We start from the raw sequence: 22,619 nt of genomic DNA, 5'->3' as shown, positions 1-22,619 counted from the left end.
CTCACGCCTCCCAAGCTGACGGCGCGTCGTCGTCGGCCGCGATGAACGAGAAGGGATCCGCAGCGTACGCGCGAGCCGAGAGCGCGGCTCCCGCGCTCTGCTCCAGCTCCAGCAGACGGGTGGCGGCGCCGGCGCGCGCGACCCATGCCCCTCGTCGAACCTCGTCGACGTGCTGCTCTTCCGGCGTACCGGCGTCGAGTCCTCGCCACGACGCCTTCGTCACGACGTCTCCGACGGGATATCGATCGAGCAGCATGACCAGGTCGGAGAGGTAGTCCGGCGCGTACTGGTGCTTCGCATCCATGCTCGCGACGAGCGTTGTCGCCAGCGGGACGCGCGGCGAGTGCGACGACAGCTCGAGCTCGGGCCACTGCGCTGGATCGAAGCGAAGGTCTCCGCCATCGCGGGCGCGGACGCCGACGCGCAGCGGGCCCTCGATCAGGTCGTGCACCCGCTGGCGTCGCAGCGTGAGCAGCGCTTCGGACACGTCGTGGTCTGATGCCGTCAGCACGACGCTCAGCGAAGGACGCCGCCGTGCTGCGTCGAGACCGATTCGCTGCGCGATCTGCTCGACTCGATGCTCGTAGAGGTGGGCCCGGGACACGCGGCGCCAGGCACGCTGACCGATGCGGCGCCGCTCCAGCGGGTCACCGAGCACGAGCTCGAGCGCATCGCGCACCTCGTCCTCCGTGTCCGCGAGCAGCACCTCGTCCTCCGCGAACACCGCTGCTATCGCTGGGGAGCGCGGTGAGACGACGACGGTCTTGCTGGCGGCGAGCTCGAAGATCCGGCGGGCGCACATCGTGCGCGAACCCTCGACCGAGTTCACGTTCAAGAACACGCGGTGACGCTTGTACTCGCGCACCATCTCCTCGTACGGCAAGGAACCGCGGATCCGGTCCGCGTAGCGGTCCGGGAACTGATAGCGCTCGTCTCCGCCTTGCATCCTCGAGTAGATCGCGAAGTCGAAGTTCGCCGCGGCTGAGAAGAGGACATCCATCTGCGCCCTGCGCTCGGGGTACTTGTGCCGGAAGTACTGACCAGCGAAGCAGACACCGCCCTCGCGCATGCCGTCGACAGCGATGGGGTTGTGGATCGTCGGCGACGCGGCGAACTGCAGCACCTCCGCCGACCCGGCACCCGCAGCGAGGTACTCGTCGACGAGCCGGCCCTCGGTCGTGAAGACGTGGTCGAACGTGCGCGCGAGGGGGAGGAAGTCCTGGAAGTGCGGCGGATCCTCCTTGTTCCAGAAGACCGTCGGGATGCCACGATCCCTGGCCTCATCGATGAGTCGCATGACGCTCGGCTTCGGACCGGATGTGCCGGTCAGCTGATGCAGCCAAGCGCCGTCGTTGCCGCTCCACGCGGACTCGACGAAGAGCAGGTCAGGAGCGATCAGGTCGAGGTCTGTGGCGACGTTCGAAGGCTCGATGGGCCAGAGCTCGAGCGCATCGGAGAAGCTCGAGTGCGAGAAGCGGTCGAGCACGCTGACTGCGCGAAGGCGGCCCCGGCCGGGCTCCGGAGCAGCGGACGGCGGAAGGTGCAGCGCGGCGAGCGGCGTCGTCGGTTCGATCATGCGCGCCCCCAGTCGCTGCCCCCGCCGAAGGGTGCCCAGACCGCCAGCACCCGATCCCTGTGCTCTGTCGCCAGCGATGCCCCGATGGCAGCGCTGAGCGTGTCGATGCCGACGCTCCCGGACCTCGTCGGTATGGCGATCACGGTGTCGTGCTGCCAGCGGAAGGCTCGGCGCAGCCATCGGAGCTCTTCCGGGTCGCACTGCGCGAGGGCAGCCGGCTCGATCAGCACGTGGGTGTGCGAGCCGTGAGCCAACGAGGGCAGCGCCGCATCGCCGGGTTCCACCACCTCCACGACGTCGGCGTCCTCGGGCAGCGACTCGGGCAGCGGACCGCCGATGAGGAGGATGCGCGCTCGCATCGTCGCCCCGGCGATCAGGTCCAGCACGTCTCGGGAACGAGCGTCGGCCGGCTCTCTCGTGGTCGGGGAGACCGGCTGCTCGGCACGCTCGCTCCGGAGCGACTCCAGCGTCGCGAGGATCTGACGCATCCGCTCGTAGCCAGCCTGCTGTGCCGCTCTCTGCGACCGCAGGAGACGCAGCGTGGCTCTGCTGTCGAGCGCGGTGCTGATCGCGAGCGCACCGAGGCTGAGCGAGAGCGTCGCGATGGCTGCTGCTTCCAGCGCGAGAATCCCGAGCACGGCGGCTGCGAGGGCGAGCGACACTGCGGCCACCGTCAGCATCCTGGGCCAAGCAATCGGCACGAATGTCCTCTCGACGGGTTTGGCGGCTCGTTCGACTCTAGTCGCGCGCGGTCGAAGGTGGCGAAAGCACCGAGCGGATACGGTGGGCAGGTCCCCCGAGCGAGAGAAGACCACCACTGTGCTCAGCACTGACGCCGAATCGACACCGCGGGGCAGCACCGAGCGCCAGCGCGCAGCGTGGTCCGCGCGCGCCGAGGGCGAGCGCCTGACCGCCGACGTCGTCGTCGTCGGGGGAGGGCTCGGCGGCATCGCCGCCGCGGTCGCGGCCGCGCGGCGAGGAGCGAAGGTCATGGTGGTGGAGGGCACGCACATGCTGGGCGGGCAAGCGACCGGGGCTGCTGTCTCCGCGATGGACGTGACCAGCATGTACGACAAGTCGCTGCACGAGTACGGGCTCTGGAGCGAGTTCGTCGATCGAGTGAAGGCGATCTATCGCGACGAGCTGCAGCGCAACGTCTACACGTCGCGCTATCGCGTGGACGGCTTCGCACCCAACGTCGTGGTCGTCGAGCGAGTGCTCGGCGAGATGCTCGACGACGCTGGGGTGCGATGCTTCCGCAACGCCCCGCTCGAGGGCATGGACCGGACCGTGCATGGCGTGCGCGTGCGAGCGCGCGGGATCGAGATCATCACGACCTTGGCCGTCGACGCCACGGAGACGGGTGCAGTGCTGCGCGCGGCGCGCGCCGGCTACCGCCTCGGCAACGTCATCGTCCCCCCGGCGGCGGAGCCGCCGGACGAGCTCCACACGGTGATGATCCAGGACATCACCCTGGCTGCAGTCGTCCGACGCTACGACGGAGGCTTGCCCGAGTGGGCGCGCATGACCGCAGCGCCCCCGTCGTACTGGCGCTACCGAGGCGAGGCGCGGGAGTACTTCCCAGACTCGCCCGGACACCAACGGGAAGGCCTCAACGGCTTCGCCGGCTACCGTGGCACCCCGGATCTGCTGAGCGACGACGACTACTCGGGCCTCGACTGGGAACGCATCTCGAAGACGTCGCTCAACTTCCACAACGACCAACCGGTCACTGCCGCCTACCTGGAGGACGACGCTGCGCGGGCTGCGGGTGATCGCGAAGCGCTGTTGCGCACGCTCGCGATCCTGTACTACCTCCAGGTCGAGCTCGGACTCCCCTGGGGGCTCGCTGACGACGATGGGTTCGACCATCGGCTCGACGAACCGACCTTCGACGACGATCTGGTCCCCTTCGCAGCGATGCTCAAGCATCTGCCGCTCGCTCCGTACGTCCGTGAATCGCGGCGGATGCTCGGAGTCGCGACGCTGACCGGCAAGGACATCTTCCGTCGCGTGCATCATCAGCCTGCGCGGTGGGACGTGGATGCTGTTGCGGTGGGCACGTACCCTCCGGATCTTCACGGCGGCCGTGAGGAAGCCGATCTGGAGAAGGATCTCGACGAGTCGCTGAGCGACAAGCCGTCGACCTGGCGTGAAGGCCCCTTCCCCATCCCTCTTGGCGCGCTCGTGCCGCGTCGGGGCGGTCGGATCCTCGCCGCGGAGAAGAACATCTCTGTCAGCCGCATTGCCGCTGGCGCTGTCCGGCTCCACCCCACGGCGATGGCGACGGGTGAGGCGGTCGGCGCTCTCGCAGCGCTGGCGGTGCGCCATGACGTGCCGGTCGACCAGGTGCCGAGCACTGCGGTGCAGCTGAGCCTGGCCCAAGGCGGCGCGCTCCTGGCGCCGGTGCAGATACGCGGGATCGACGCCCGGGATCCGCGCTTCGTCCCGATATCGCTGGCGGTATGCCGACGCGTCGTGGATTGGCGCTACGTACGCCCGGTCGACGACCCCCACGGAGAACCATGGGTCGAGGTCGACCTCGCCCGCGCTGAGGTCGCGGGCCGGTCGCTCATCGCCCTGCAGAGCGACTGGGATGCGACGCCCGGGCGAAGCGACGAAGAGGAATGACGTGACAGATCTGAGGAGAGCGATGAACGCGACGCGACGGATCATCTCGAACGTGCTGAGCCGAGACGACGCAGCCTCGGTGGCGCGATCCGGCAGCGACGCGCACGTCCAGCAGCCGGAGGAGGCGGAAGCCATGTCGCAGCCACCCCGCTGGGCGCTTCCGACGCGGCCCGAGCGGGCGGCTGCAGCGCCGACCCGGATCGATCGAGCCGACCTCGCCGCCATGGAGGTGCCCGGCTCGACCCCCGACCAGCTCGCGTCATGGCAGGAGGTCCCAACAGCGCTCGAGCTCGAGACCGATCTCGTCGTCGTGGGCGGGGGCCTCGGTGGCGTCGCCGCGGCGATCGCCGCCGCACGTCGAGGAGTCGAGGTCGTCGTCGTCGAGCCGACGCACATGTTGGGCGGCCAAGCGACCGGTGCGGCGGTGTCGGCGATGGACCTCACCACGTACTACCACCGCACCCTCAACGAGCACGGGCTCTGGGCGGAGTTCGTCGCACGCATGAAGCAGCTCTACGAGCTTGAGCTCGATCACACCCTCGCGACCGCGCGGTATCGCGACGACGCCTTCGCCCCGAACATCGTGGTCGTCGAGCGCGTGCTCGGCGAGATGCTCGAGGAGGCCGGTGTTCGCTGCGTCCGCAACGCGCCGATCGAGAGCGTCGATCGCGGAGCCGCGAGCGTCCTGGTGCGCTTCCGCGGCGCGCGAGTCCGCGCAGCGCTCGCGGTGGATGCGACGGAGACCGGAGACCTCCTCCGAGTGGCGGGTGTCGCGTACCGCATCGGCAATCGCCTGGTGCCCGCCGCGGCGGCCACGCCCAGCGACCTCGATGAGGTCGCCATCCAGGCGGTGACGCTGGCTGCCGTCGTGCGGCGCTACGACGCTGGCTTGCCCGCGTGGGCGCGGCTGCCGGAAGCGCCCCCGGACTACCGCAAGTACCGCCTCACGATCTCGCGCAGCTACCCCGATTCACCAGGGCATCAGTTCGTGGGGATCAACGGGTTCGCGGGCTACCGCGCGACCCCCGATCTCAAGAACGTCGAGAGCTACTCGGGGCTCGAGTGGGAGAAGATCACGAAGACGACGCTGAACTTCCACAACGATCAGCCGGTCTCCGCTGCCTACCTCGAGGATCCGGAAGCTCGCGCTGCGGGTGACCGCGCAGCGATCTTGCGCTCGCTCTCGGTGATCTACTACCTCCAGGAGGAGCTCGGGCTCCCTTGGGGCGTCGCTGACGACGACGGGTTCGACCACGCGCCGGTCGAGCGCGAGATCGACAAGGATCTGCAGCCCTTCGCGGACTCGATCAAGCATCTGCCGCTCGCGCCCTACATCCGCGAGTCGCGGCGCCTGCTGGGTCGCACCACGGTGACGGGCAAGGACATCTTCCGGCGCAGCCATCATCAGCCCGCCCGCTGGGACGTCGACGCGATCGCCATCGGCACGTATCCGCCGGACCTGCACGGAGGCCGGAAGGAGGAGAACCTCGAGGCGGATCTCGGTGAGGTGCTGCAGGACAAGCCTCCCGTCTGGCGCGAAGGTCCGTTCCCGATCCCGATGGGCGCGATCGTCCCGCGCGACGGTGGACGCATCCTCGCGGCCGAGAAGAACATCTCGGTGAGCAGGATCGCGGCTGGCGCGGTACGTCTGCACCCCACCGTGTTCGCGACGGGCGAGGCAGTCGGGACGCTCGCGGCGATCGCGATCCAGACCGACACCCCGGTGCACGAGGTGTCCACCGTCGCGGTGCAGGCGAGCCTGATCCGGGGCGGCGCGCTGCTGTCACCGGTGCAGATCCAGGGCGTGAGATCGACCGAGGAGCGCTTCCTGCCGATCTCGATCGCGGTGTGTCGTCGCCTCGTCGACTGGACGTACGTGCGTCCGGCGGGCGATCCGGCGCCGGAGCCTTGGGTGGCGGTCGACCTCGACGAGGCAGAGCGCATCGGGCGCTCCTTCCTGGAGGCGCACGCCGCCTCATTCCGCTGAGTCGTCGACCGGCACGCTGCCCGTCGTCTAGCATCGACAGAGGCGCGACGGTCCTGCCCTTGGGTCCCCTGCGCGCAACGCACCATGCACATACTCCTGCTCACCCATTACTACGCTCCGGAGAACGGCGCTCCGCAGCGGCGATGGACTGCGCTGATCGAGCGCTTCACGGCTGCCGGACACCGAGTCACGGTCGTGTGCCCGCCGCCCCATTACCCGCACGGAAGGCTCGCACGCGGGGACCGGGGCGAGCACCGGGCGGGTCGCGAGAGCGTCGATGCAGCCGGGGCGCAGGTGATCCGGGTGTCGTTCCTGCCGCACGACGGGCGCATCCACACGCGGACGCTGGACCACCTCTGGGTCGCTGCGGCGACGATCCGTCGCGTCTCGAGCCTCATCCGCACCGGCGACCTGCGTCCCGACATCGTCGTCGCGACTGCCCCAGCGCTTCCGTCGCTCCTGGCTGGGCGCACGATCGCGCGTCGGTTCGACCTGCCCCTCGTCGCGGAGATGCGCGACGCGTGGCCCGACTTGGTCTCGCACACCCCTGGCCTGACCGCCGGTCGGGGGCCCGCGCATGCCATGAAGCGGTTCGTGCACGAGCAGATCACGGTGCTCCAAGCCGGCGCCGCGCATGTGGTGACCACGACGGAGAGCTTCGCCAGGGTGCTCGCGGATCGCGGCATCCGCCACATCAGCGTGATCCGGAACGGCACGAGTGCCGCACGCTACGACGTCGTGCCGCCGCGCGAGGCCGGCCACGCAGAGCTGCGCGTGCTCTACATGGGCACCATCGGTCGCAGCCAGGGTCTCGACACCGTCGTGCAGGCGGCTGCGCGGGTGCGTGACCTCGGCGTGCCCGTGGAGGTGCGGATCGTCGGTCACGGAGCCGGCCTGCGCAGCCTGCGCGAGCTCAACGCCCGGCTTGGCGGCCCCGCCCAGATCCTCGGCCCAGTCCCGGGCTCGGGTGTGCTCGAGCACTACGCGTGGGCCGACACCTGCGTGGTCTCGCTGCGCGACTGGGAGCCGTTCACGTGGACGGTGCCGTCGAAGCTGTACGAGCTGATGGCGACCGGCCGTCACGTCACCGCGGTCGTCGCAGGAGAGAGCGCTGGTCTCGTTCGCGAGTCGCGCAGTGGCGACGTCGTGCCGCCTGGAGACGTCCCAGCGCTCGCCGATCTCCTGCGACGGCTGCAGTCGAACCCCGAGCTCCTCGACGTCGGGGACTCCGGTCGCCGGTGGGTGGCCGAGCACGCCGAGTACGACGCGCTCGCCGAGCGCTACTTGGGCATCCTGAGCGCCGCGGCCGCCTGAGCGGTCACACAGGCCTCGCGAAGTCCAGAGGATCCCCGTCGGGGCTCTCGAGCGCCCGCTCGATCCATGCCCGGACACGCGTCCGCGTTGGTGGGTTGTGACCAGCGCAGTGGAACTCGTCGATGAAGGTGACGCGCTCGTCGCCGAGCTGCGCGAACGGATCTCGCTGCTGCTCGACATGCGTCTCGTCACCGCTGTTCTGGATGTACCAGACCCTGCCACCCTGCACATGGCCGTAGAGCGCAGCCAGGTCCACCCTCGGTTTCAGGGCGGGGTCGTCTTCGAGCGACTCGAACGTCGAGCGATCCGGAAAGGCTGCGCGCCGCAGGGCGTCTGCCCACTCGTCACCGAAGCGTCGAACGCTGACTTGGGGCGAGAACGCGAGCGCCAAGGAGTTCGGGACGTGCGGTGTGAGCGCCATGGCTCCGAAGCCCCCTGCCGAGGACCCCGCGATGATCACGCGTTCGACCCCGAGCTCTGCAGCGATGTGTCGCACCAGGGCTGCCAAGTGCTGCGTCGCGTCGTCGTCCTCGGAGCCGATGTACCAGCCGATGCGAAGGTTCGGGTTGAGCGCGAGCGTCGGGTCCGCGAGCAGCAGGACGTGCGCATCGAGGTCTTCCAACGAGGAGAGGCGCTCGAAGCGAGGCAGCTCGTAGCGCTGTCGCTCGATCGACCCGTGCAAGTGCACGACGAGCGCAGGGCTGGACTCGCGGCGGAGCAGCAACGATTGCAACGCGAGGCGACCGCGCGCATGCACATCATGACGTGCGCGCGGCGGCGCGCCGAGCACATCGATGTCCTCGACGGCGCCCCATGTCAGATGGGCTGCGCCGTGGCGGTCGTCGAAGGCGTTCGTCAATGAGCCTCGAAGGTGAAGTCGGGCTCGCGCTCGCCCACACCGAGCAGGGCGGCGATCGCGGCGACGGAACGAGCCGATGCCCTCCCGTCGCCGTACGGGTTCACGGCGTTCGCCATGGCGGCGTAGGCATCAGCGTCGTTGAGCAGGTGGTTGGCTTCGAAGACGATGCGCTCGTAGTCCGTTCCGACGAGGCGAACGGTGCCCGCGTCGACGGCTTCGGGGCGCTCCGTGTTCTCGCGCATGACGAGCACGGGCTTGCCGAGGCTGGGCGCTTCCTCCTGCACGCCACCCGAATCGGTCAGCACGATCCGGGCCGCGGCCATCGCCTTCGTGAACTCGGCATAGGGGAGCGGCTCGGTGACGATGACGTTCTCCTTGCCCTCCAGGTGCGGCAGCACCGCTTCGCGGACCACCGGGTTGCGGTGCACGGGCAGGATCACGATGTGGTCGCTGTGCTCGTCGGCCAGCGTGGCCAAGGCTCGCCCGATCGCATCCATGCTGTCGCCGAGGTTCTCGCGTCGGTGCATGGTGGCGAGGATGATGGGCTTGCCGCTGTCGAGGGCTCGCGCCACAGCGGGATCCGTGGGCACGGTGTCCCATGACGACGCCTCGAGGAGCGCGTCGATCACGGTGTTCCCCGTGACCACGATGGTGGACGGCTCGACGGACTCATGGAGCAGATTGTCCCGCGACCCCTTGGTGGGAGCAAGGTGCAGCTTGGCGACCTGGCCGATGAGCTTCCGGTTCGCCTCCTCCGGGAACGGAGAGTCGATGTTCCCGGTGCGGAGCCCGGCCTCGAGGTGCACGACCGTCACCTGGCGGTTGAAGGCCGCGATCGCAGCCGCCATGGCGGTCGACGTGTCGCCCTGCACGATGACGACGTCCGGCTGCTCGGCGAGGATCAGCTCGTCGATGCCTGCGATGGCGCGCGACACGATGCCGTTGAGCGGCTGCCCCGGCTTCATCAGGTCCAGGTCGTGCTTCGGCGTGATGCTGAACATCGCGTTGACCTGATCGAGCATCTCTCGGTGCTGACCGGTCACGACAGCGATCGACTCGAACCTGTCATCTCGCTCGAGCGCGTCGATGACGGTCGCGACCTTGATCGCCTCGGGACGCGTGCCGTAGACGGTCATGACCTTGTGCTGTGACATGTGTACTCCTTGTCGCCGGGCTCAGCTCGAGCTACGAGCCGAGTGCGGGTGGATGAGATGTGGTGGCGCTGATGAGCGCGTTCTTCGCGGCCTCGAGCTTGCCCCGCGCGATGCTGTGGGCGTAGTAGCGGTACATGTTGGCGACCTCGTCGGCTGGTCCGTCGGCCACGAGGCTGCCGGCGTCGAGCCAGATGGCTCGGGTGCACATGTCTTCGATGGTCTTCGCTGCATGGCTCACGAGGAAGACGGTGCCGGCTCGGGTGATGAGCCCGTGCATGGCCTCCTTGGCTCGCTCGGCGAAGGACGCGTCACCCGTGGAGAGCGCCTCGTCGATCATGAGGATCTCGGGATCCGCCGCGACGGAGATGGCGAAGCGGAGCCTCGCACCCATGCCCGACGAGTACGTCTTCATCGGCTGCTTGATCGCATCGCCGATGCCTGCGAGCTGCTCGATGCGCTCCTTGGCGAAGTACGCGTCGTCGGGCGTCATCCCCATGGCGAGCGTGCCGAGCCAGATGTTCTCCTCGCCGGAGAGCTCCGGCACCAGGGCTGCGCTGACGCCGAGGAGCTGGGGCTGCGCTGACGCGACGACGGTGCCGGAGGTCGCGGGCTGCAGTCCGGCGAGCACGCGGAGGAGCGAGCTCTTCCCCGATCCGTTCAGCCCGACGATCCCGACCATCTCGCCTTCGCGAGCCGCCAGTGAGATGCCGCGCAGCACGGGCCCGGTGACGGCCTTCTTGCTCCCTCGACGCCACCAGCCGCTGCCGCTGGAGCGGCTCACCGTGTAGCGCAGGCGCAGGTTCTCCGCTGCGATCGTCACCTTGGGCTCGCCGCTGAGGCGCCAGCCGGTCGTCAGTTCACTCGCGGGCATATCGTTCCTCATCCCACCAGAAGAGCGTGAACCCGATGATGAGCGCGCCGAACGCCCATGCAGACAGCTGCAGCCAGTTCTCGAGGGGCGGAGCGGCGCCATCCATGAGCGTCATCCGGTACATGTCGAGCACGACGTAGATCGGGTTGGCTTGGATGATGGCGAGCAGCGTCGGGTGGTCGACGAACCGTTCGATGGGGAAGATGACGGCGGACGCGTACATGAGGAACCGAGAGACGAAGCTCATCGCCTGGGCCAGGTCAGGCAGGCGTGCGCCGAGCCACCCGAAGAAGAGCACGAATCCGAGGCTCATCGTGAGCTGCAGCCCGAGGATGAGGGGGAAGAACGACCATGCGACGTTCGGGGATTCGTGCGGCGGGATCGCCATGATCATGATGAGCATCACGATCATCGCCGGTGCGGAGCTCATCACGTCGCGGAGCACCATCGAGATCGCCAGCGCCGCACGCGGGAAGGCGAAGGCTCGGATCATCGCCTTGGAGCTTCGGATCAGCGTGACACCAGCGGTGATGGCGCGCGCAGACAGCTGGAACATGAACACGCCGATGATGATGAAGGCGAGGAAGTTGTCCATGCCTCGCGACATGTCCAGGATGAGTCCGAAGACGACGCCGTAGAAGGCCGCGTCGAGCAGCGGACGCAGGACGTACCAAGCGACACCGAGGCGCTCGTTCGAGTACCTCGTGACGGTCTCGCCTCGCGCGGCCGCCCAGATGAAGTGCCGGCGGTCGAAGAGCTCGGTGAAGTACTCGCGCAGAGGAGGCCGAGTTCCCACGCGCCGGAGGTGCGAGAGGTCTCCGTACTGCGAGCCGAGCTGCGTGCGAAGCGGCGTCGACAATGCGGAAGCGCCAGCTTTGCGCGTCGACCAGGCCCTCTTCCACTTTGACCGGAGTCCTCGGGACTCAGGGCGCTGCGACGTGGCGACCATTCGCGATCCTGGGCATTCCTCTTGAGGGACGGGACGAGGCGTGACGCCTACCGGCGCACTGCTCGATCCTCTCACACGCCTCGATTCGCGACGACTTCCGCGAACCTCTGCTCGTAGGTCGCGCCGATCGCTCGCCAGGTGCGCGTGGCCGCCCGGGCGGCGCCGAGGCGGACGTGCTCGGCAGCGAGCGTCGGGTCGGCCATCAGCGCGGTGACGCGCTCAGCCAGGGCTGCAGGGTCACCGGGAGGCGCCGCAGCGCCGAGCGCATGCAGGTCGTCGCCGATGGTCTCGAGCAGCGGTGGCAGGGCGCTGACGAGGGTGGGGCGACCGCTCGCCATCGCCTCGATGGGCTTGAGCGGCGAGACCGTCCTCGTGACCTCGCGGTCGTGCCGCGGGATCGCGAACGCGTCGAGCGCCTCGCGGTAGCCGGCGACCGCCGCTCGATCGACGCGGCCCGCGAACCTGGCGTGCTCGCCGAGCCCGAGCTCGGCAGCGCGCGCTTCGAGGGCGGGGCGGGCGGTGCCGTCGCCGACCAGGAGCACGCGCACGTCGTGCCCGTGCCTGCGGGCGATGGCCGCCGCATCCAGCAGCACGTCGAACCCCTCGTACTCGACGAGCGACGAGGTCGAGCCGACCCAGAAGCCGTCGCGCGGCAAGCCCAGCGCTGCGCGCGCGTCGGCGGGCGAGGGCGGGGTGTGCGCGAGGAGCGCCTCGTCGATGCCGTTCGGGGTGAGCGCGATGCGCTCGCGCGGCACGCCGCGGCCGACGAGGTCGTCGCGCATGCTGCTCGAGAGGGTGAACACGGCATCGGCGGCGCTCGCGAGCTCTGCCTCGCGCTCGCGGGTGAGCCGGAAGCGCTCGCTCCGGGTGGCGCGCTCGCGGGCGGCGTCGCTGCCGAGGCTCGCGATCCAGGTCTGCTCGAGCATGCCGCGCACCTCGTACGCCCAGGGCAGGCGCAGCGCGTCGGCGACCTCGCGCACGACGATCGCGTTCGGGTAGTGGGTGGTGGTCTGGAGCACCGCGGGCCGCGCCCGACCCGCGAGGGCCGCCAGGGCATCCGCCTGCTGACCGAGGCGGCCGTCGGGCGTCGGCGCGAGGCGAGCCGGCAGAGCGCGGTGGTAGTCGATGCCGTCGATGGTGTCGACGCCCGCGGCGGCCAGCCCGCCGACGACGACCGGGTAGCCCACCCGCGTCATCGCGACCGGGTCGAGGCCGGCGGCGCGCTGCGCCCGCAGTACCTCGTGGGAGCGGACGGTGTAGCCGGACTGCGTGTGGGGGAGCGAGTTCGTCAGGAGGTGGAGCACTCCTCGGCCAGCGGGCGCTGGCGCATCGCCCCGCATGATCCAGCGGAGGCGGGTGCCCGGCGTCATCAGCGCGAGCTCGGCCCGCAGCGCGCGGTGCAGGCGCGACCCGGGCGCGTGGCGCTCGAGCAGCGCGATCGCTGCCGTCGCCTCGCCGATCTGCCACGCGGCGCGAGCGCGGGCGACGGGGTGCACCCGCTCGTCGTCGACCACGAGCTCTGGCCGACCGGCGGCCTGCGCGATCTCGGCGGCGAGCCGGCTCAGGCTGCCGTGCTGCGCGGTCTCGTCGAGGTGCGCGCGGGTCGCGGCCAGGTCGCCGGAGAGCCAGATCTCGACGAGTCGACGATCGGCTCCGCGAGCTGCGCGGGCGGCGGCGAGCAGGGGGCCGCGGGCGGCCGGGAAGCGGCGCGCCAGCTGGATGCCGAAGGTCAGCGGGTCGTCGAGGACCGAGCGCGCTGCCGTCGTGGCGGCCATGCCCGCGTTGCCGAGCAGGCGGGGCGCGCGCTCAAGGATCTCGGCTGCTGCATGGCGTCGGTCGGCGTCTGCGGGCATGCGTGCAATCATCCCACCTCGCTGTCGGCGTGTGCCGCTCGCGCGGATTCGCTGAGGAAAGTGAAGATCGCGCACATTTGCATTCGTGCGATGACCTGACTTCAGTCGCAATTGCGCGGAATGGGATGCGGGATTCGAGCGGATGATGCGATAGATTTCTCGTCATGGCTAAGAAGACCTTCGTCCAACTCGTCGACGACTTCTCGGGCGACAGCATCTCGGACGGCGAAGGCCGCACGGTTCGCTTCGCATTCGACGGGGCCGAGTACGAGATCGACCTGACCAACGAGCACGTCGAGGAGTTCTCGAGCGTGCTCGAGCGCTATGTGCACGCATCCCGCCGTGTCTCCGGGCGGCGCAGGACCGGCGGCAGCACCACGAGCCGCGCCAGCGGCGGCAACTCGGAGACCGCGGCAATTCGTGAGTGGGCAGAGTCGCAGGGCCTGAAGGTCGCGACTCGCGGCCGCATTCCTGCTGACATCGTGGAGCAGTACAAGAACCGCTGAACCACGCCACGAGAAAGCGCCGCACCGTCACCCGGGGCGGCGCTTTCGGTATCTGGGGGACAAAGTCGGGTTACTGCGCTACTGCACTCAGGTTCCACCGGCATCACGCTCGCGAGGAATGCAATTGCGGTCGAGCGGGCATGCCTGATCGATGGGGAGCGGGCGGCGGCTTCTGCGCGGGGACCCGCAGCGTCGGAGCTCTGTCGCCGCCCTCCACCGAGCGGCCGGCGGCCCGCTCGTGCAGCGCCAAGCATGCCGTGTGCGCGTCGTCGAGCGAGCCCCAGTAGCCGACGAGCGTGCGCTGCTCGCGACGGGGGTTGGCGGTGACGGCGCGGTAGTAGGGCTCGCGCCGGGGCCCGAGCCACACGAGCCGGATGATCGCGAGCGGCTGCCCCGAGAGCGGGTGCAGGACATCCCACTCGGTGGGGCGGAGGGTCATGCGGCGACCGTAGGGGTGGCCGCTGACGTCGCTCGGCTACCGCGTCAGGACGATGGTCAGGACGAGCACCACGAAGGCGGCGGCGATCGCGGTGAGGGTGATGATGCGGCGGGACATTCGCGGGTCCTTCGGTCTCGTGACGCGTGCAGGCCTCGCCCGCGCGCTCCTCAACCTACGCGGGTGGGTGCGCTTCGCGACCTCCGGGGTGCGGGGTGGGGCTACGGGGTCGTCAGGAGGGCGCGGACGGCCTCCAGAGGGACGGGCAGCCAGTCGGGGCGGTTGCGCAGCTCGTAGACGACCTCGTAGAGCGCCTTGTCGAGCAGCAGGGCGCGGAGGACCGGATCCTCCGGGTCGACGCGACCGAGCGCCTCGCCGTAGCCCTCCAGGAACTCCGCCTGGCGAGCCTGCACCCACTCGCCGGCGACGCTGCCGTCGGCCTCGGGCTCCTGCTGCAGCGCCGAGCCGGCGGCGTAGTCGAACGAGCGCAGCATGCCGACGACGTCGCGGAGCCGCGGCTCGCGCACCATGCGCTCGTGCATCGGTCGCAGCGGCTCGCCCTCGAAGTCGAGCACGCGCCAGTTGCCGTCGGCGGCCCGCAGCACCTGGCCGAGGTGCAGGTCGCCGTGGATCTGCTGCAGCTCGCCGATCGAGTCGATCGCGCGCAGCCGCTCACCCGCGTCGGCCAGCCCGTCCTCGAGCCCCGTCAGGGCGCTCGCGGCCTCCTGCCGCGCCCAGGCGAGTCGCTGCTCGAGGCCGCTGACGAACCGCAGGGTGTCGGCCTCCTGCGACTGCGCGGTGCCCAGCGCATCCGCCAGCGCCTTGTGCACGGAGGCGACGGTCGCGCCGAGCGCACGGGTGTCGGGCACCGGGCTCGCGTCGCCGCGCAGCGTCGCGCGAGCGTGGCGGCGGTAGAGGTCCCAGGCGTCGTGGGCGTCGGCGACGAACTCCGAGACGGCGAGCAGGTGGCCGGTGACGCTCGCCTCACCCGCCTGCCACGTGGCCGTGATCGAGGCGAGCAGGCTGGGCACGCTCGCGCAGCCCGCGCGGGTCAGCGCGCCCGTGACCAGCACGTCGGGGTTGTCGCCGGGGGAGACGACGCGGAAGACCTTCGCGATCCAGGTGTCCTCGTCCGAGGTGCCGGAGCCGCCGATGATCGACGTGTTCGACTGCTCGCCGGTGATGACGTGGATGTGCCCGGCGGGCGCGGGCGCGGCGGTGGCATCGCCCTCGAGGCCCTCGACCGAGCGCGTACCGGTCGCGACGTCGACGAGCGCCTGCACGACCGCCTTGTCGGCGCACGCGTCGACGAGCCAGCGATCGCCGAGCTGCGCGATGGGCGCTGCGGTGCGCTCGTCGCGCCACGCGACCGGCACCTGCAGCAGGGTGTCGCCCGCTCGCAGCAGCAGGATCGCCGCGTCGCCCAAGTCGTAGGCGTGGGCGAGCGTGACGTCGACCTGCTGATCCTTCAGCGGGTACCAGCGGGTGGTCGGCATCCACGCTGCGATGGCGTCGATGACGGAGGGGTCGTCGAAAGCGGGCGCGTCGGGCTCGGTGGGTGCGCTCATGGGGCCACTATGCCCCGTGCACATGCACGCCGGCTCCGGATCGCACGCTCACCGTGTGCCGGGCGCTGCGCTGCTCCTGTCGCTCGCTGGCAGTGCGCTGCCATCAGATCGCGCGCTGCCACGCGCCATCGCGCAGCATCAGCACGATCGGGGCGCCGAGCTCGTCGTGCGCGGAGAGGGTGATGTAGGTGAGGTCGTCGCCGGCGACGACGCTGTCGAGCGGCAGGTCGGTGGTCTCGGACCACTGGTGGAGGCTCGTCGAGCCCGTGACGCTCGACTGGAGGTCGGAGAGCACGGCGGCGATGTTGGCGCTGCTGTAGAGCTGTGGCCTTGGGGGATCCTTCTGCATCCCAGAAATGTACCCCAGTGTGTCCCCCAAATGGCTGGGAGGTGTCTGGGCGGAGGGCGGGCGTCGGATCGACGCGATTCAGCGCGCGGCTGGCTCCGCAGCGCTTCGGCTCGACGCGACCGGGTTGCCGACGACGGTGCCGTCGACCGCGCTGGCCCGGGACGGCATCCGCTGCAGGATGCGGCGCAGCACCAGCCAGGCGATCAGGCCGACCACCGCGAGCACGACGAGCGCCGGCATCGACTGGCCGAGGCCATAGAGGAAGGTCGCGCCCCACGCGAGGAGGCCCTGCCAGCCGGCCACGAGGCCATCCCAGAAGCTCGGGGTGCCGGTCGGGCCCTGCACGGTCGTCGAGCTGATCTGCACCTCGATCGTCGACATCGACACGCGCTCCGCGAGGTCGCGCTGCTGCGACAGCAGGCTCTCGAGCTCTGCCGTGCGCTGCGTGAGCTGCGCCTCGACCTCGAGCAGGGTCTCGGTGTCGGCGGCAGTGGTGAGCAGCTCGGTGAGTCGTTCGACGGATGCGCGGGAGGCATTCACCCGCACCTCGAGATCGCGCACCTGGTTGGTGACCACCTCCTCGCCGAGGTCGAGCGTCGTGACGTCGGCGAGGCCGCGCAGCGCGTCGAGCATCGCCTCGACCTCGGCAGCAGGCACGCGCACGGTGAGGATGGCCCAGGCCGGCTCGAAGTCGGTCGAGGCACCCTCGGCACGCCGGTCGATGGTGCCGCCGCGCTCCTCCGCGGCATCGCTGACGGCGTCGGCGACCCGCAGCGGCTCGCTCGCGCGCATCTCGACGCTGCCGGTGACGATCACCGCGCGATCCTCGACGGCGGCGCCGGGGAGGCCGGCCGCGCCGGTGTCGCCTGCGCCCGCGTCGTGCGCGGCGGATCCCTCGGCCGGCTCGGCGCCGCCGCCGCCCGCGGGTGCCTGCTCGGCGGTCACGCCCCAGTCGGGCGATGCGCCCGATCCGGCGATGCCCGCCGCGCCGCCCGTGGCGGTGCAGCCGGCGAGGAGGACGGTGCCGGCGATGACGAGGCCGGCCATCGGGACGAGTCTGCGGCTCATGCATCCAGCGTGCTCGCGCGGCCGCCGAACCGCAGCCCAACCTTTGCGGCGGCTCGGGCGTCAGCGCGCCCCGGGCCATCGTCGACCTCCTCCGGCGCTCGTGTCGATCGAGCGCGCATCCGCTCGTCATCGCCATGACGGGCCAGCACGGCACGCGGAGAGGAACGACCATGACCACCATCACCGCCTTCCAGAGCATCACCCTCGACGGCGTCATGCAGGGGCTCGGGCGCCCCGACGAGGACACGCGCGGCGGCTTCGCGCACGGGGGCTGGGGCGACGGCTACCAGGACGACGTGTCGATGCGGTTCGCCGCCGAGGGCATGAGCGAGGGCGGCGCCCTGCTGCTCGGCCGCCGCACGTATGAGGACCTGCTCGGCTTCTGGACGAGCTTCGACCAGCCCAACCCCTTCACCGACGTGCTCGTGCAGTCGACGAAGCACGTCGTGACGCGCGACAGCGGTGCGACGGCCGCCTACCCGAACACCGCGCTGCACGTGGGCGAGGCCGTGCAGACGGTCGCGGCGCTCACGGCCGCTGGGGGTGAGGACCTCACGATCATGGGCAGCGGCGAGCTCACCCGCGCGCTGCACGCGGCCGGGCTGATCGACGCCTACGTGCTCCAGATCCACCCGATCGTGCTCGGCTCTGGCACGCGGCTGTTCGGCGAGGGCGACCGCACCGACCTGCGGCTCGAGCGCAGCATCCCGACCGGCACGGGCGTGATCATCGCTCAGTACGCTGTCGCCTGAGGGGTCGAGACCGAGATCCCGAGCTCTCGAAGCACCGACGCTGACCGGAGGCACCCATGCGCTACACGCTGCTGCTGCACTACGAGGAGCACGACACCGCGTCGCTCGGCGACGAGGCCATGGCCGAGGGGCAGGCCGCGTTCGCGAGCTACGCCGCGACGCTCCACGCCGCGGGCGTGCTCGTGGCCGCCGAGGTGCTGCAGCCCTCGACGGCGAGCACGACGGTGGGGATGCGCGACGGGGCGCTGCAGGTGCAGGACGGCCCCTTCGCCGACACCAAGGAGCAGCTGGGCGGCACCGTCGTCATCGACGTCCCCGACCTGGATGCGGCGATCGCGATCGCGCGCGAGGCGCCGCCCGTGCACTGGGGCACCGTCGAGATCCGCCCCGGCGCGGTGTTCGCCGTCGACGGCGTCTGGGTCGCCAACGCATGACCGCTGCGGAGGCCCGCAGCGCCGCCGAGGGCGCGGCTCGGGCCTCCTACGGTCGGCTCGTCGGGGTGCTCGCCGCATCGACCGGCGACCTCGCGCTCGCCGAGGATGCGCTGTCTGGCGCCTTCGAGCGGGCGCTGACGCGGTGGCCCGCCGACGGTGTGCCCGACAACCCGGAGGGATGGCTGCTCACCGTGGCTCGCAACGCCCAGCGCGACGTGTGGAAGTCGTCGGCGGTGCGCGCATCCGCCCCCTTGGCCGAGGACAGCGCGCACGTCGACCCGCTCGCCGAGCACGACCCGCTCGCCATCGGCGATCGGCGGCTCGAGCTGCTGTTCGTCTGCGCGCACCCGGCGATCGACCCGGCCGCGCACACGCCGCTGATGCTGCAGGCGGCGCTCGGGTTCGAGGCGGCCGAGATCGCGCGGGCGTTCGCCGTGCCGCCGGCGACGATGGCGCAGCGTCTCGTGCGCGCGAAGCGGCGCATCAAGGATGCGAGGATCCCCTTCGCGGTGCCCGACCGTCGTGCGATGCCCGAGCGGCTGCCCGCGGTGCTCGAGGCGGTCTACGGCTGCGCGGCGCTGTCGTGGCGGGGCGATGCGGCATCGCTCGCGGGGGAGGCGCGGTACCTGGCGGTGACGCTCGCGTCGCTGCTCGAGCGGGAGCCGGAGGCGTGGGGGCTCGCGGCGCTGACGACGCTGACGCTGGCGCGCAGGGGCGGCGCCGATGGCACGCGGTTCGTGCCGCTCGACGAGCAGGACACGACGTCGTGGGATGCGGCGCTGATCGCCGAGGGGGAGGCGCACCTGCGGCGGGCATCGGAAGCCAGCGCGGCCGGCGCGGCGGGTGCGGCAGGCGTGGCTGGCGACGGAGGCTCGGGCGCCGCTGCCGCTCGACCCGGGTCGCCCGGGCGGTTCCAGCTCGAGGCGGCGATCCACGCCGTGCACTGCGACCGAGCGCGCACCGGGAGCACCGATTGGGCCGCGCTCCGCGTGCTCTACGACGCGCTGCTCACCATCGCGCCGAGCCTCGGCGCTCGTGTCGCTGCGGCGGTCGTCACCGCGCGCATCGACGGTCCAGGGGCCGGGCTCGCGGCCCTACCGGACGACGCGGAGGGCTTCCAGCCCTGGTGGGCCGCGCGAGCAGCGCTGCTCGCGGCCGCCGGCGCGGACGCCTCGGCGGCATACGAGCGAGCGGCGGCCCTCGCCGAGGATCCAGCGGTGGCGGCGCACCTGCGGGAGCGGGCACGGGTGTCACACCGGCCGTGAGCGGCCGCGGCGCTAGGCGTCCAGCCGCGCGATCGCCGACTCGACCACCGCGATCTGGGCGTCGTTGAGGTGCGCGCGCTGATGGGCCAGCAGCAGCTCGGTGGCGTGCGCGCTGAGCGGCGGGACGGCGTCGAGGTCGGTCGAGCCTGCCAGGAAGCGCACGAGCGCCGCCACGATCGGCTCGGTCTGCGAGGGCGGCGCATCGGCCTCGAGGTTCGAGAAGCGCTCGAGGAAGGGCAGGTAGCTCGCCTGCTCCTGCGAGAGGCGCCCGAGCATCGCGACGAGCCAGGCGAGGCTGGCATCGCCGCTCAGGTGCGCGACGAGCGCGAGCTGCTCGCGCTCGTACTGGCGCTCCCGGGCCGAGACGCGTGCGCCCCCGGTGAGCAGCGCGGCGAACGGGATGAGCGCATCCGGCATGTCGGGTGCAGCGCCGTCGTCGCGCAGCGCGGCGATGCGCCTGCGCCGCTGCTCGAGCCGCTCGATCTCGGCCGCCGCCTCCGCGTCCACCTGCTCTAGCAGCGCAGCGGCGGCATCCGGGTCGTCGATCACCCGGCGCACCTCCGACAGGGGGATGCCGAGCTCGGTGAAGCGCCGGATGCGCAGCAGCGCCGCCAGGTGCTGCACGCCGTAGCGGCGGTAGCCGTTCGCCGACCGATCAGGCTCGGCGAGCAGGCCGATCTGGTGGTAGTGCCGCATGGTCCGCACGCTCACCCCGGCGAGCGCGGCGATCTCGGTGCTGCGCATCTCAGCGGCTTCCCTCATGCTCGAGATCCTGCAACGACCTGGTTGCGAGCACGCTGAGCAGCGCCACCGCCCAGACCCCGGTGACCGCGAGCCCGGCGATGACGGGCGAGCTCAGCTCGGCGATGATCCCGGCGCCGCCGATGCCCAGCGGAGCCGCCAGCTGCAGCGCCGTGTTCTCCAGCGCGAGCACGCGGCCGCGCACCCGGTCGGGCGTCTGCTCCACCAGCAGCACGCCCAGCGTCGCGCCGACGAGCGCGCTGCTGAGGCCGACGATCGCCGCGCTCGCGAAGATGACGGGGGTCGAGGCGAGCGTCGAGAGGGAGGCGTAGCCGATCGTGAGCGCGCTGAAGCCGATCGTGAGCCACGCCCGGCGGCTGAGCCGCGTGCCCAGCACCGAGAAGCTGAGGCCGCCGACGAGCATGCCGGCAGCCATCGTCGACAGCACGAGGCCGAGCAGCTCCGGTCGCTCGATGGTCGCGAAGTGCAGCGGCAGCACGAGACCCTGCAAGCCGCCGCCGACGGTCGTCAGGCCCACGATCAGCACGATGACGCCGATGAGGAACCGGCTGTGCCGCAGCGCCGTGAACCCGCCGGTGATCTGCTGCCACGGGGTCTCGGGGCTCGCCGGGCTCCCGGGCCCGTGGGCGCTCGGGGTGACGCGGCCGGCCTCGCGGGGGATGACCAGCGTCAGCAGGGCCGCGCCAGCGGAGGTGCCGGCGGTGATGAAGAACACCGCGCTCGGCCCCAGCAGCGCCACCAGCGTGCCCGCGAGCGCCGGGCCGAGGATCAGCGCGACCGAGGTGAGCGTCTCGCGCACCCCCACCATGCGATCGAGCGAGACGCCGCTGCGGCGCACCACCGACGCCACCAGCACCTCGCGCGCGGTGCTGCCCGGCACATCCCCGAAGGCACCGATGATGCCCAGCACCACGAACCACCACAGCTCCAGCCCCCACAGCATGTCCACGACGGGCAGCGCCGCGATCGCGGCGGCCGAGATGATGTCGGAGGCGACGGAGAGGTTGCGCCGGTTCCACCGGTCGAGCACGAACCCGGCGACCAGGCCGATGAGCACGGCGGGCACCGCCGTCGAGGCGGCGATGATGCCCATGCTGAGCGGGCTGCCGGTGACCTGCAGGACGATGAGCGGCAGCGCGATCGCTGCGATCCCGTTGCCGAGCAACGACAGGAAGTGGGAGCCGAGGTAGGCGAGCGCAAGAGGGTGCATGACCCCACTGCACACGCTGACGTCGCGTCAGGGTCAAGGCGGGCTCCGCCGCTGCTACTTCCGCGCCTTCGCCTCCGCCTTCGCAGCCTTGAGCGCCGCCTTCGCAGCGTCGCGCTCGGCGGTCGCCTCGGCCTTGGCCTCGATCCCGCGCAGCCGCTCGGTGGCCTTCGCCACCGCATCCGCCGCCTTCGCCTCCGCCTGGCGCAGCTCCATGCGCGCCTTCTCGACGAGCTTGGCCGCCTCGCGCACCTGCTTGTCGCTCGCGATCGCGGCGGGCAGGGCGGCGATCGGGGCATCCTGCTCGTTGCGCTCGAGCCAGCGCTCCACCCCGTCGAGCAGGCGCCGCAGGCCGAAGCCGAAGCCCACGTCGGCGTCGGTCTCGCGATGCTCGAACACGCCGGCGCGCACCGCCGGTGCCAGCAGCGGGAACCGCTCGTCGGTGACGAGCGCCGGCAGCGCCTGGCGCACGGCATCGTCGACCGCCGCGTTGCTCGACGCCTTGGCGTAGAGGCCGATGTAGCCGAGCAAGAGGAGCAGGGTCGGCAGCTTGCCCGCGTCGGGCATGCGCACGCCCTCGAGCGCCGCGAGACCATCCTCGATGATCGCGAGCCGGTTCGGGGTCGTCGGGATCGACGACGGCGGCAGGTCGGCGAGCCACGGGTGCGCGTCGTAGGTCGTGCGCACGAACATCGCCCACTCGGTGAGGCGCTCGCGCCACGTGCTGCCCGATCCCGGCACCGTCACCTCGCTCGCGGTGTCGAACATCAGCAGCAGCAGGTCGTCCTTGCCGGTGACGTAGCGGTACAGGCTCATCGGTGCCGCGCCGAGCCGCGCGGCGACCTTGCCCATGCTCACGGCATCCAGGCCGTCCGCGTCGGCGAGCTCGATCGCGGCCTCGACGATGCGCTCGGTGCTGAGCTCGCGCTTGGGGCCCCGGTGCGGCAGCGCGGCCACGCCCCACGTGACCGCGTGGGCGTGGGGGAGCGCGGGGCTGTCGGGATGCTCGTCGTGGTCGGCCGTGCGCGAGGGGTCGATCGGCTGGTGCGGGTCGATGCTGCGGTGCTCGTCGGTCATG

General features: G+C 71.1%; 21 protein-coding genes. 7 read left to right on the top strand and 14 right to left on the bottom strand.

What is annotated here, in order from left to right:
- Position 1 precedes the first annotated feature (1 nt).
- Positions 2-1,576, bottom strand: a complete 1,575-nt coding sequence (locus tag AA0Z99_RS08490) for a glycosyltransferase (RefSeq protein ID WP_413316664.1) — start codon at positions 1,574-1,576, stop codon at positions 2-4.
- A complete protein-coding gene (locus tag AA0Z99_RS08485) occupies positions 1,573-2,406 on the bottom strand; it encodes a hypothetical protein (RefSeq protein WP_413316663.1) in 834 nt (277 codons plus the stop codon). The genes AA0Z99_RS08490 and AA0Z99_RS08485 overlap by 4 nt, the downstream gene beginning before the upstream one ends.
- Here AA0Z99_RS08485 and AA0Z99_RS08480 point away from each other — a divergent pair.
- From AA0Z99_RS08480 to AA0Z99_RS08470, 3 genes are all read left to right on the top strand, one after another.
- Positions 2,396-4,207 carry an FAD-dependent oxidoreductase gene (locus tag AA0Z99_RS08480; RefSeq protein WP_413316662.1) on the top strand — a complete coding sequence of 604 codons (1,812 nt, stop codon included), beginning with the start codon at positions 2,396-2,398 and terminating at the stop codon, positions 4,205-4,207. The two genes, AA0Z99_RS08485 and AA0Z99_RS08480, sit on opposite strands and share 11 nt — an antisense overlap.
- Positions 4,208-4,229: 22 nt before the next feature.
- A complete protein-coding gene (locus AA0Z99_RS08475; protein WP_413316661.1) occupies positions 4,230-6,194 on the top strand; it encodes an FAD-dependent oxidoreductase in 1,965 nt (654 codons plus the stop codon).
- An 84-nt stretch (positions 6,195-6,278) separates the two neighbouring features.
- Positions 6,279-7,508, top strand: a complete 1,230-nt coding sequence (locus AA0Z99_RS08470) for a glycosyltransferase family 4 protein (RefSeq protein ID WP_413316660.1) — start codon at positions 6,279-6,281, stop codon at positions 7,506-7,508.
- Positions 7,509-7,512: 4 nt separating this feature from the next.
- On the opposite strand, the gene AA0Z99_RS08465 is transcribed toward AA0Z99_RS08470, so the two are convergent.
- The 5 genes from AA0Z99_RS08465 to AA0Z99_RS08445 form a co-directional block, all read right to left on the bottom strand.
- On the bottom strand, positions 7,513-8,367 hold the full coding sequence (locus AA0Z99_RS08465; protein WP_413316659.1) for a hypothetical protein: 855 nt from the start codon (positions 8,365-8,367) through the stop codon (positions 7,513-7,515).
- Positions 8,364-9,521 carry a non-hydrolyzing UDP-N-acetylglucosamine 2-epimerase gene (gene wecB / locus AA0Z99_RS08460; RefSeq protein WP_413316658.1) on the bottom strand — a complete coding sequence of 386 codons (1,158 nt, stop codon included), beginning with the start codon at positions 9,519-9,521 and terminating at the stop codon, positions 8,364-8,366. Before wecB ends, AA0Z99_RS08465 begins: the two co-directional genes overlap by 4 nt.
- A gap of 31 nt (positions 9,522-9,552) precedes the next feature.
- Positions 9,553-10,392 carry an ABC transporter ATP-binding protein gene (locus AA0Z99_RS08455; RefSeq protein WP_413316657.1) on the bottom strand — a complete coding sequence of 280 codons (840 nt, stop codon included), beginning with the start codon at positions 10,390-10,392 and terminating at the stop codon, positions 9,553-9,555.
- A complete protein-coding gene (locus tag AA0Z99_RS08450; RefSeq protein ID WP_413316656.1) occupies positions 10,379-11,188 on the bottom strand; it encodes an ABC transporter permease in 810 nt (269 codons plus the stop codon). Before AA0Z99_RS08450 ends, AA0Z99_RS08455 begins: the two co-directional genes overlap by 14 nt.
- Before the next feature lie 224 nt (positions 11,189-11,412).
- Positions 11,413-13,194: a glycosyltransferase gene (locus tag AA0Z99_RS08445; RefSeq protein WP_413316655.1), complete on the bottom strand. Its 1,782-nt coding sequence runs from the start codon at positions 13,192-13,194 to the stop codon at positions 11,413-11,415.
- 164 nt (positions 13,195-13,358) lie between these two features.
- On the opposite strand from AA0Z99_RS08445, the gene AA0Z99_RS08440 reads away from it, so the two are divergent.
- Positions 13,359-13,700, top strand: a complete 342-nt coding sequence (locus AA0Z99_RS08440; RefSeq protein ID WP_413316654.1) for a histone-like nucleoid-structuring protein Lsr2 — start codon at positions 13,359-13,361, stop codon at positions 13,698-13,700.
- A gap of 103 nt (positions 13,701-13,803) precedes the next feature.
- Here the strand turns inward: AA0Z99_RS08440 and AA0Z99_RS08435 are convergent, their stop codons facing one another.
- The 4 genes from AA0Z99_RS08435 to AA0Z99_RS08420 form a co-directional block, all read right to left on the bottom strand.
- Entirely contained in the window at positions 13,804-14,139 is a 336-nt protein-coding gene (locus AA0Z99_RS08435) for a hypothetical protein (protein WP_413316653.1), read from the bottom strand.
- Positions 14,140-14,357: 218 nt separating this feature from the next.
- Entirely contained in the window at positions 14,358-15,704 is a 1,347-nt protein-coding gene (locus tag AA0Z99_RS08430; protein WP_413316652.1) for a maltokinase N-terminal cap-like domain-containing protein, read from the bottom strand.
- Positions 15,705-15,807: 103 nt separating this feature from the next.
- On the bottom strand, positions 15,808-16,053 hold the full coding sequence (locus tag AA0Z99_RS08425; RefSeq protein ID WP_413316651.1) for a hypothetical protein: 246 nt from the start codon (positions 16,051-16,053) through the stop codon (positions 15,808-15,810).
- A gap of 78 nt (positions 16,054-16,131) precedes the next feature.
- Positions 16,132-17,121, bottom strand: coding sequence for a DUF4349 domain-containing protein (locus tag AA0Z99_RS08420; protein WP_413316650.1), 990 nt, complete (start codon positions 17,119-17,121; stop codon positions 16,132-16,134).
- A gap of 170 nt (positions 17,122-17,291) precedes the next feature.
- Between AA0Z99_RS08420 and AA0Z99_RS08415 the strand changes: the two genes are divergently transcribed.
- The 3 genes from AA0Z99_RS08415 to AA0Z99_RS08405 are packed head-to-tail and all read left to right on the top strand — an operon-like array spanning position 17,292 to position 19,572.
- Complete coding sequence (locus AA0Z99_RS08415; RefSeq protein WP_413316649.1) at positions 17,292-17,873, top strand: dihydrofolate reductase family protein; 582 nt, start codon at positions 17,292-17,294, stop codon at positions 17,871-17,873.
- Positions 17,874-17,929: 56 nt separating this feature from the next.
- Positions 17,930-18,307 (top strand): YciI family protein, encoded by a 378-nt coding sequence (locus AA0Z99_RS08410; protein WP_413316648.1) that lies wholly within the window; start codon positions 17,930-17,932, stop codon positions 18,305-18,307.
- A complete protein-coding gene (locus AA0Z99_RS08405) occupies positions 18,304-19,572 on the top strand; it encodes an RNA polymerase sigma factor (protein WP_413316647.1) in 1,269 nt (422 codons plus the stop codon). The genes AA0Z99_RS08410 and AA0Z99_RS08405 overlap by 4 nt, the downstream gene beginning before the upstream one ends.
- 12 nt (positions 19,573-19,584) lie before the next feature.
- Here the strand turns inward: AA0Z99_RS08405 and AA0Z99_RS08400 are convergent, their stop codons facing one another.
- From AA0Z99_RS08400 to AA0Z99_RS08390, 3 genes are read right to left on the bottom strand one after another with little or no spacing between them, the layout of a single operon-like run.
- The gene (locus AA0Z99_RS08400; RefSeq protein ID WP_413316646.1) at positions 19,585-20,334 is read right to left on the bottom strand and encodes a MerR family transcriptional regulator; all 750 of its coding nucleotides are present in this window, start codon (positions 20,332-20,334) and stop codon (positions 19,585-19,587) included.
- Positions 20,318-21,544, bottom strand: a complete 1,227-nt coding sequence (locus tag AA0Z99_RS08395) for an MFS transporter (RefSeq protein WP_413316645.1) — start codon at positions 21,542-21,544, stop codon at positions 20,318-20,320. Before AA0Z99_RS08395 ends, AA0Z99_RS08400 begins: the two co-directional genes overlap by 17 nt.
- Positions 21,545-21,598: 54 nt before the next feature.
- On the bottom strand, positions 21,599-22,618 hold the full coding sequence (locus tag AA0Z99_RS08390) for a TetR/AcrR family transcriptional regulator (RefSeq protein WP_413316644.1): 1,020 nt from the start codon (positions 22,616-22,618) through the stop codon (positions 21,599-21,601).
- Between the last annotated feature and the right edge of the window lies 1 nt (position 22,619).

Origin of the sequence: Agrococcus phoenicis (assembly GCF_047302415.1) — a bacterium.
GTDB lineage: Bacteria > Actinomycetota > Actinomycetes > Actinomycetales > Microbacteriaceae > Agrococcus.
This window is presented reverse-complemented; position numbering and strand designations above follow the sequence as displayed.

What these genes read in the sequence shown, in the direction of transcription:
- AA0Z99_RS08490 (WP_413316664.1), bottom strand. Translation starts at nt 1,576, where the DNA reads ATGATCGAACCGACGACGCCGCTCGCCGCGCTGCACCTTCCGCCGTCC.
- AA0Z99_RS08475 (WP_413316661.1), top strand. Translation starts at nt 4,230, where the DNA reads ATGAACGCGACGCGACGGATCATCTCGAACGTGCTGAGCCGAGACGAC.
- AA0Z99_RS08470 (WP_413316660.1), top strand. Translation starts at nt 6,279, where the DNA reads ATGCACATACTCCTGCTCACCCATTACTACGCTCCGGAGAACGGCGCT.
- wecB (WP_413316658.1), bottom strand. Translation starts at nt 9,521, where the DNA reads ATGTCACAGCACAAGGTCATGACCGTCTACGGCACGCGTCCCGAGGCG.
- AA0Z99_RS08455 (WP_413316657.1), bottom strand. Translation starts at nt 10,392, where the DNA reads ATGCCCGCGAGTGAACTGACGACCGGCTGGCGCCTCAGCGGCGAGCCC.
- AA0Z99_RS08445 (WP_413316655.1), bottom strand. Translation starts at nt 13,194, where the DNA reads ATGCCCGCAGACGCCGACCGACGCCATGCAGCAGCCGAGATCCTTGAG.
- AA0Z99_RS08440 (WP_413316654.1), top strand. Translation starts at nt 13,359, where the DNA reads ATGGCTAAGAAGACCTTCGTCCAACTCGTCGACGACTTCTCGGGCGAC.
- AA0Z99_RS08435 (WP_413316653.1), bottom strand. Translation starts at nt 14,139, where the DNA reads ATGACCCTCCGCCCCACCGAGTGGGATGTCCTGCACCCGCTCTCGGGG.
- AA0Z99_RS08430 (WP_413316652.1), bottom strand. Translation starts at nt 15,704, where the DNA reads ATGAGCGCACCCACCGAGCCCGACGCGCCCGCTTTCGACGACCCCTCC.
- AA0Z99_RS08425 (WP_413316651.1), bottom strand. Translation starts at nt 16,053, where the DNA reads ATGCAGAAGGATCCCCCAAGGCCACAGCTCTACAGCAGCGCCAACATC.
- AA0Z99_RS08420 (WP_413316650.1), bottom strand. Translation starts at nt 17,121, where the DNA reads ATGAGCCGCAGACTCGTCCCGATGGCCGGCCTCGTCATCGCCGGCACC.
- AA0Z99_RS08415 (WP_413316649.1), top strand. Translation starts at nt 17,292, where the DNA reads ATGACCACCATCACCGCCTTCCAGAGCATCACCCTCGACGGCGTCATG.
- AA0Z99_RS08410 (WP_413316648.1), top strand. Translation starts at nt 17,930, where the DNA reads ATGCGCTACACGCTGCTGCTGCACTACGAGGAGCACGACACCGCGTCG.
- AA0Z99_RS08405 (WP_413316647.1), top strand. Translation starts at nt 18,304, where the DNA reads ATGACCGCTGCGGAGGCCCGCAGCGCCGCCGAGGGCGCGGCTCGGGCC.
- AA0Z99_RS08400 (WP_413316646.1), bottom strand. Translation starts at nt 20,334, where the DNA reads ATGAGGGAAGCCGCTGAGATGCGCAGCACCGAGATCGCCGCGCTCGCC.
- AA0Z99_RS08395 (WP_413316645.1), bottom strand. Translation starts at nt 21,544, where the DNA reads ATGCACCCTCTTGCGCTCGCCTACCTCGGCTCCCACTTCCTGTCGTTG.
- AA0Z99_RS08390 (WP_413316644.1), bottom strand. Translation starts at nt 22,618, where the DNA reads ATGACCGACGAGCACCGCAGCATCGACCCGCACCAGCCGATCGACCCC.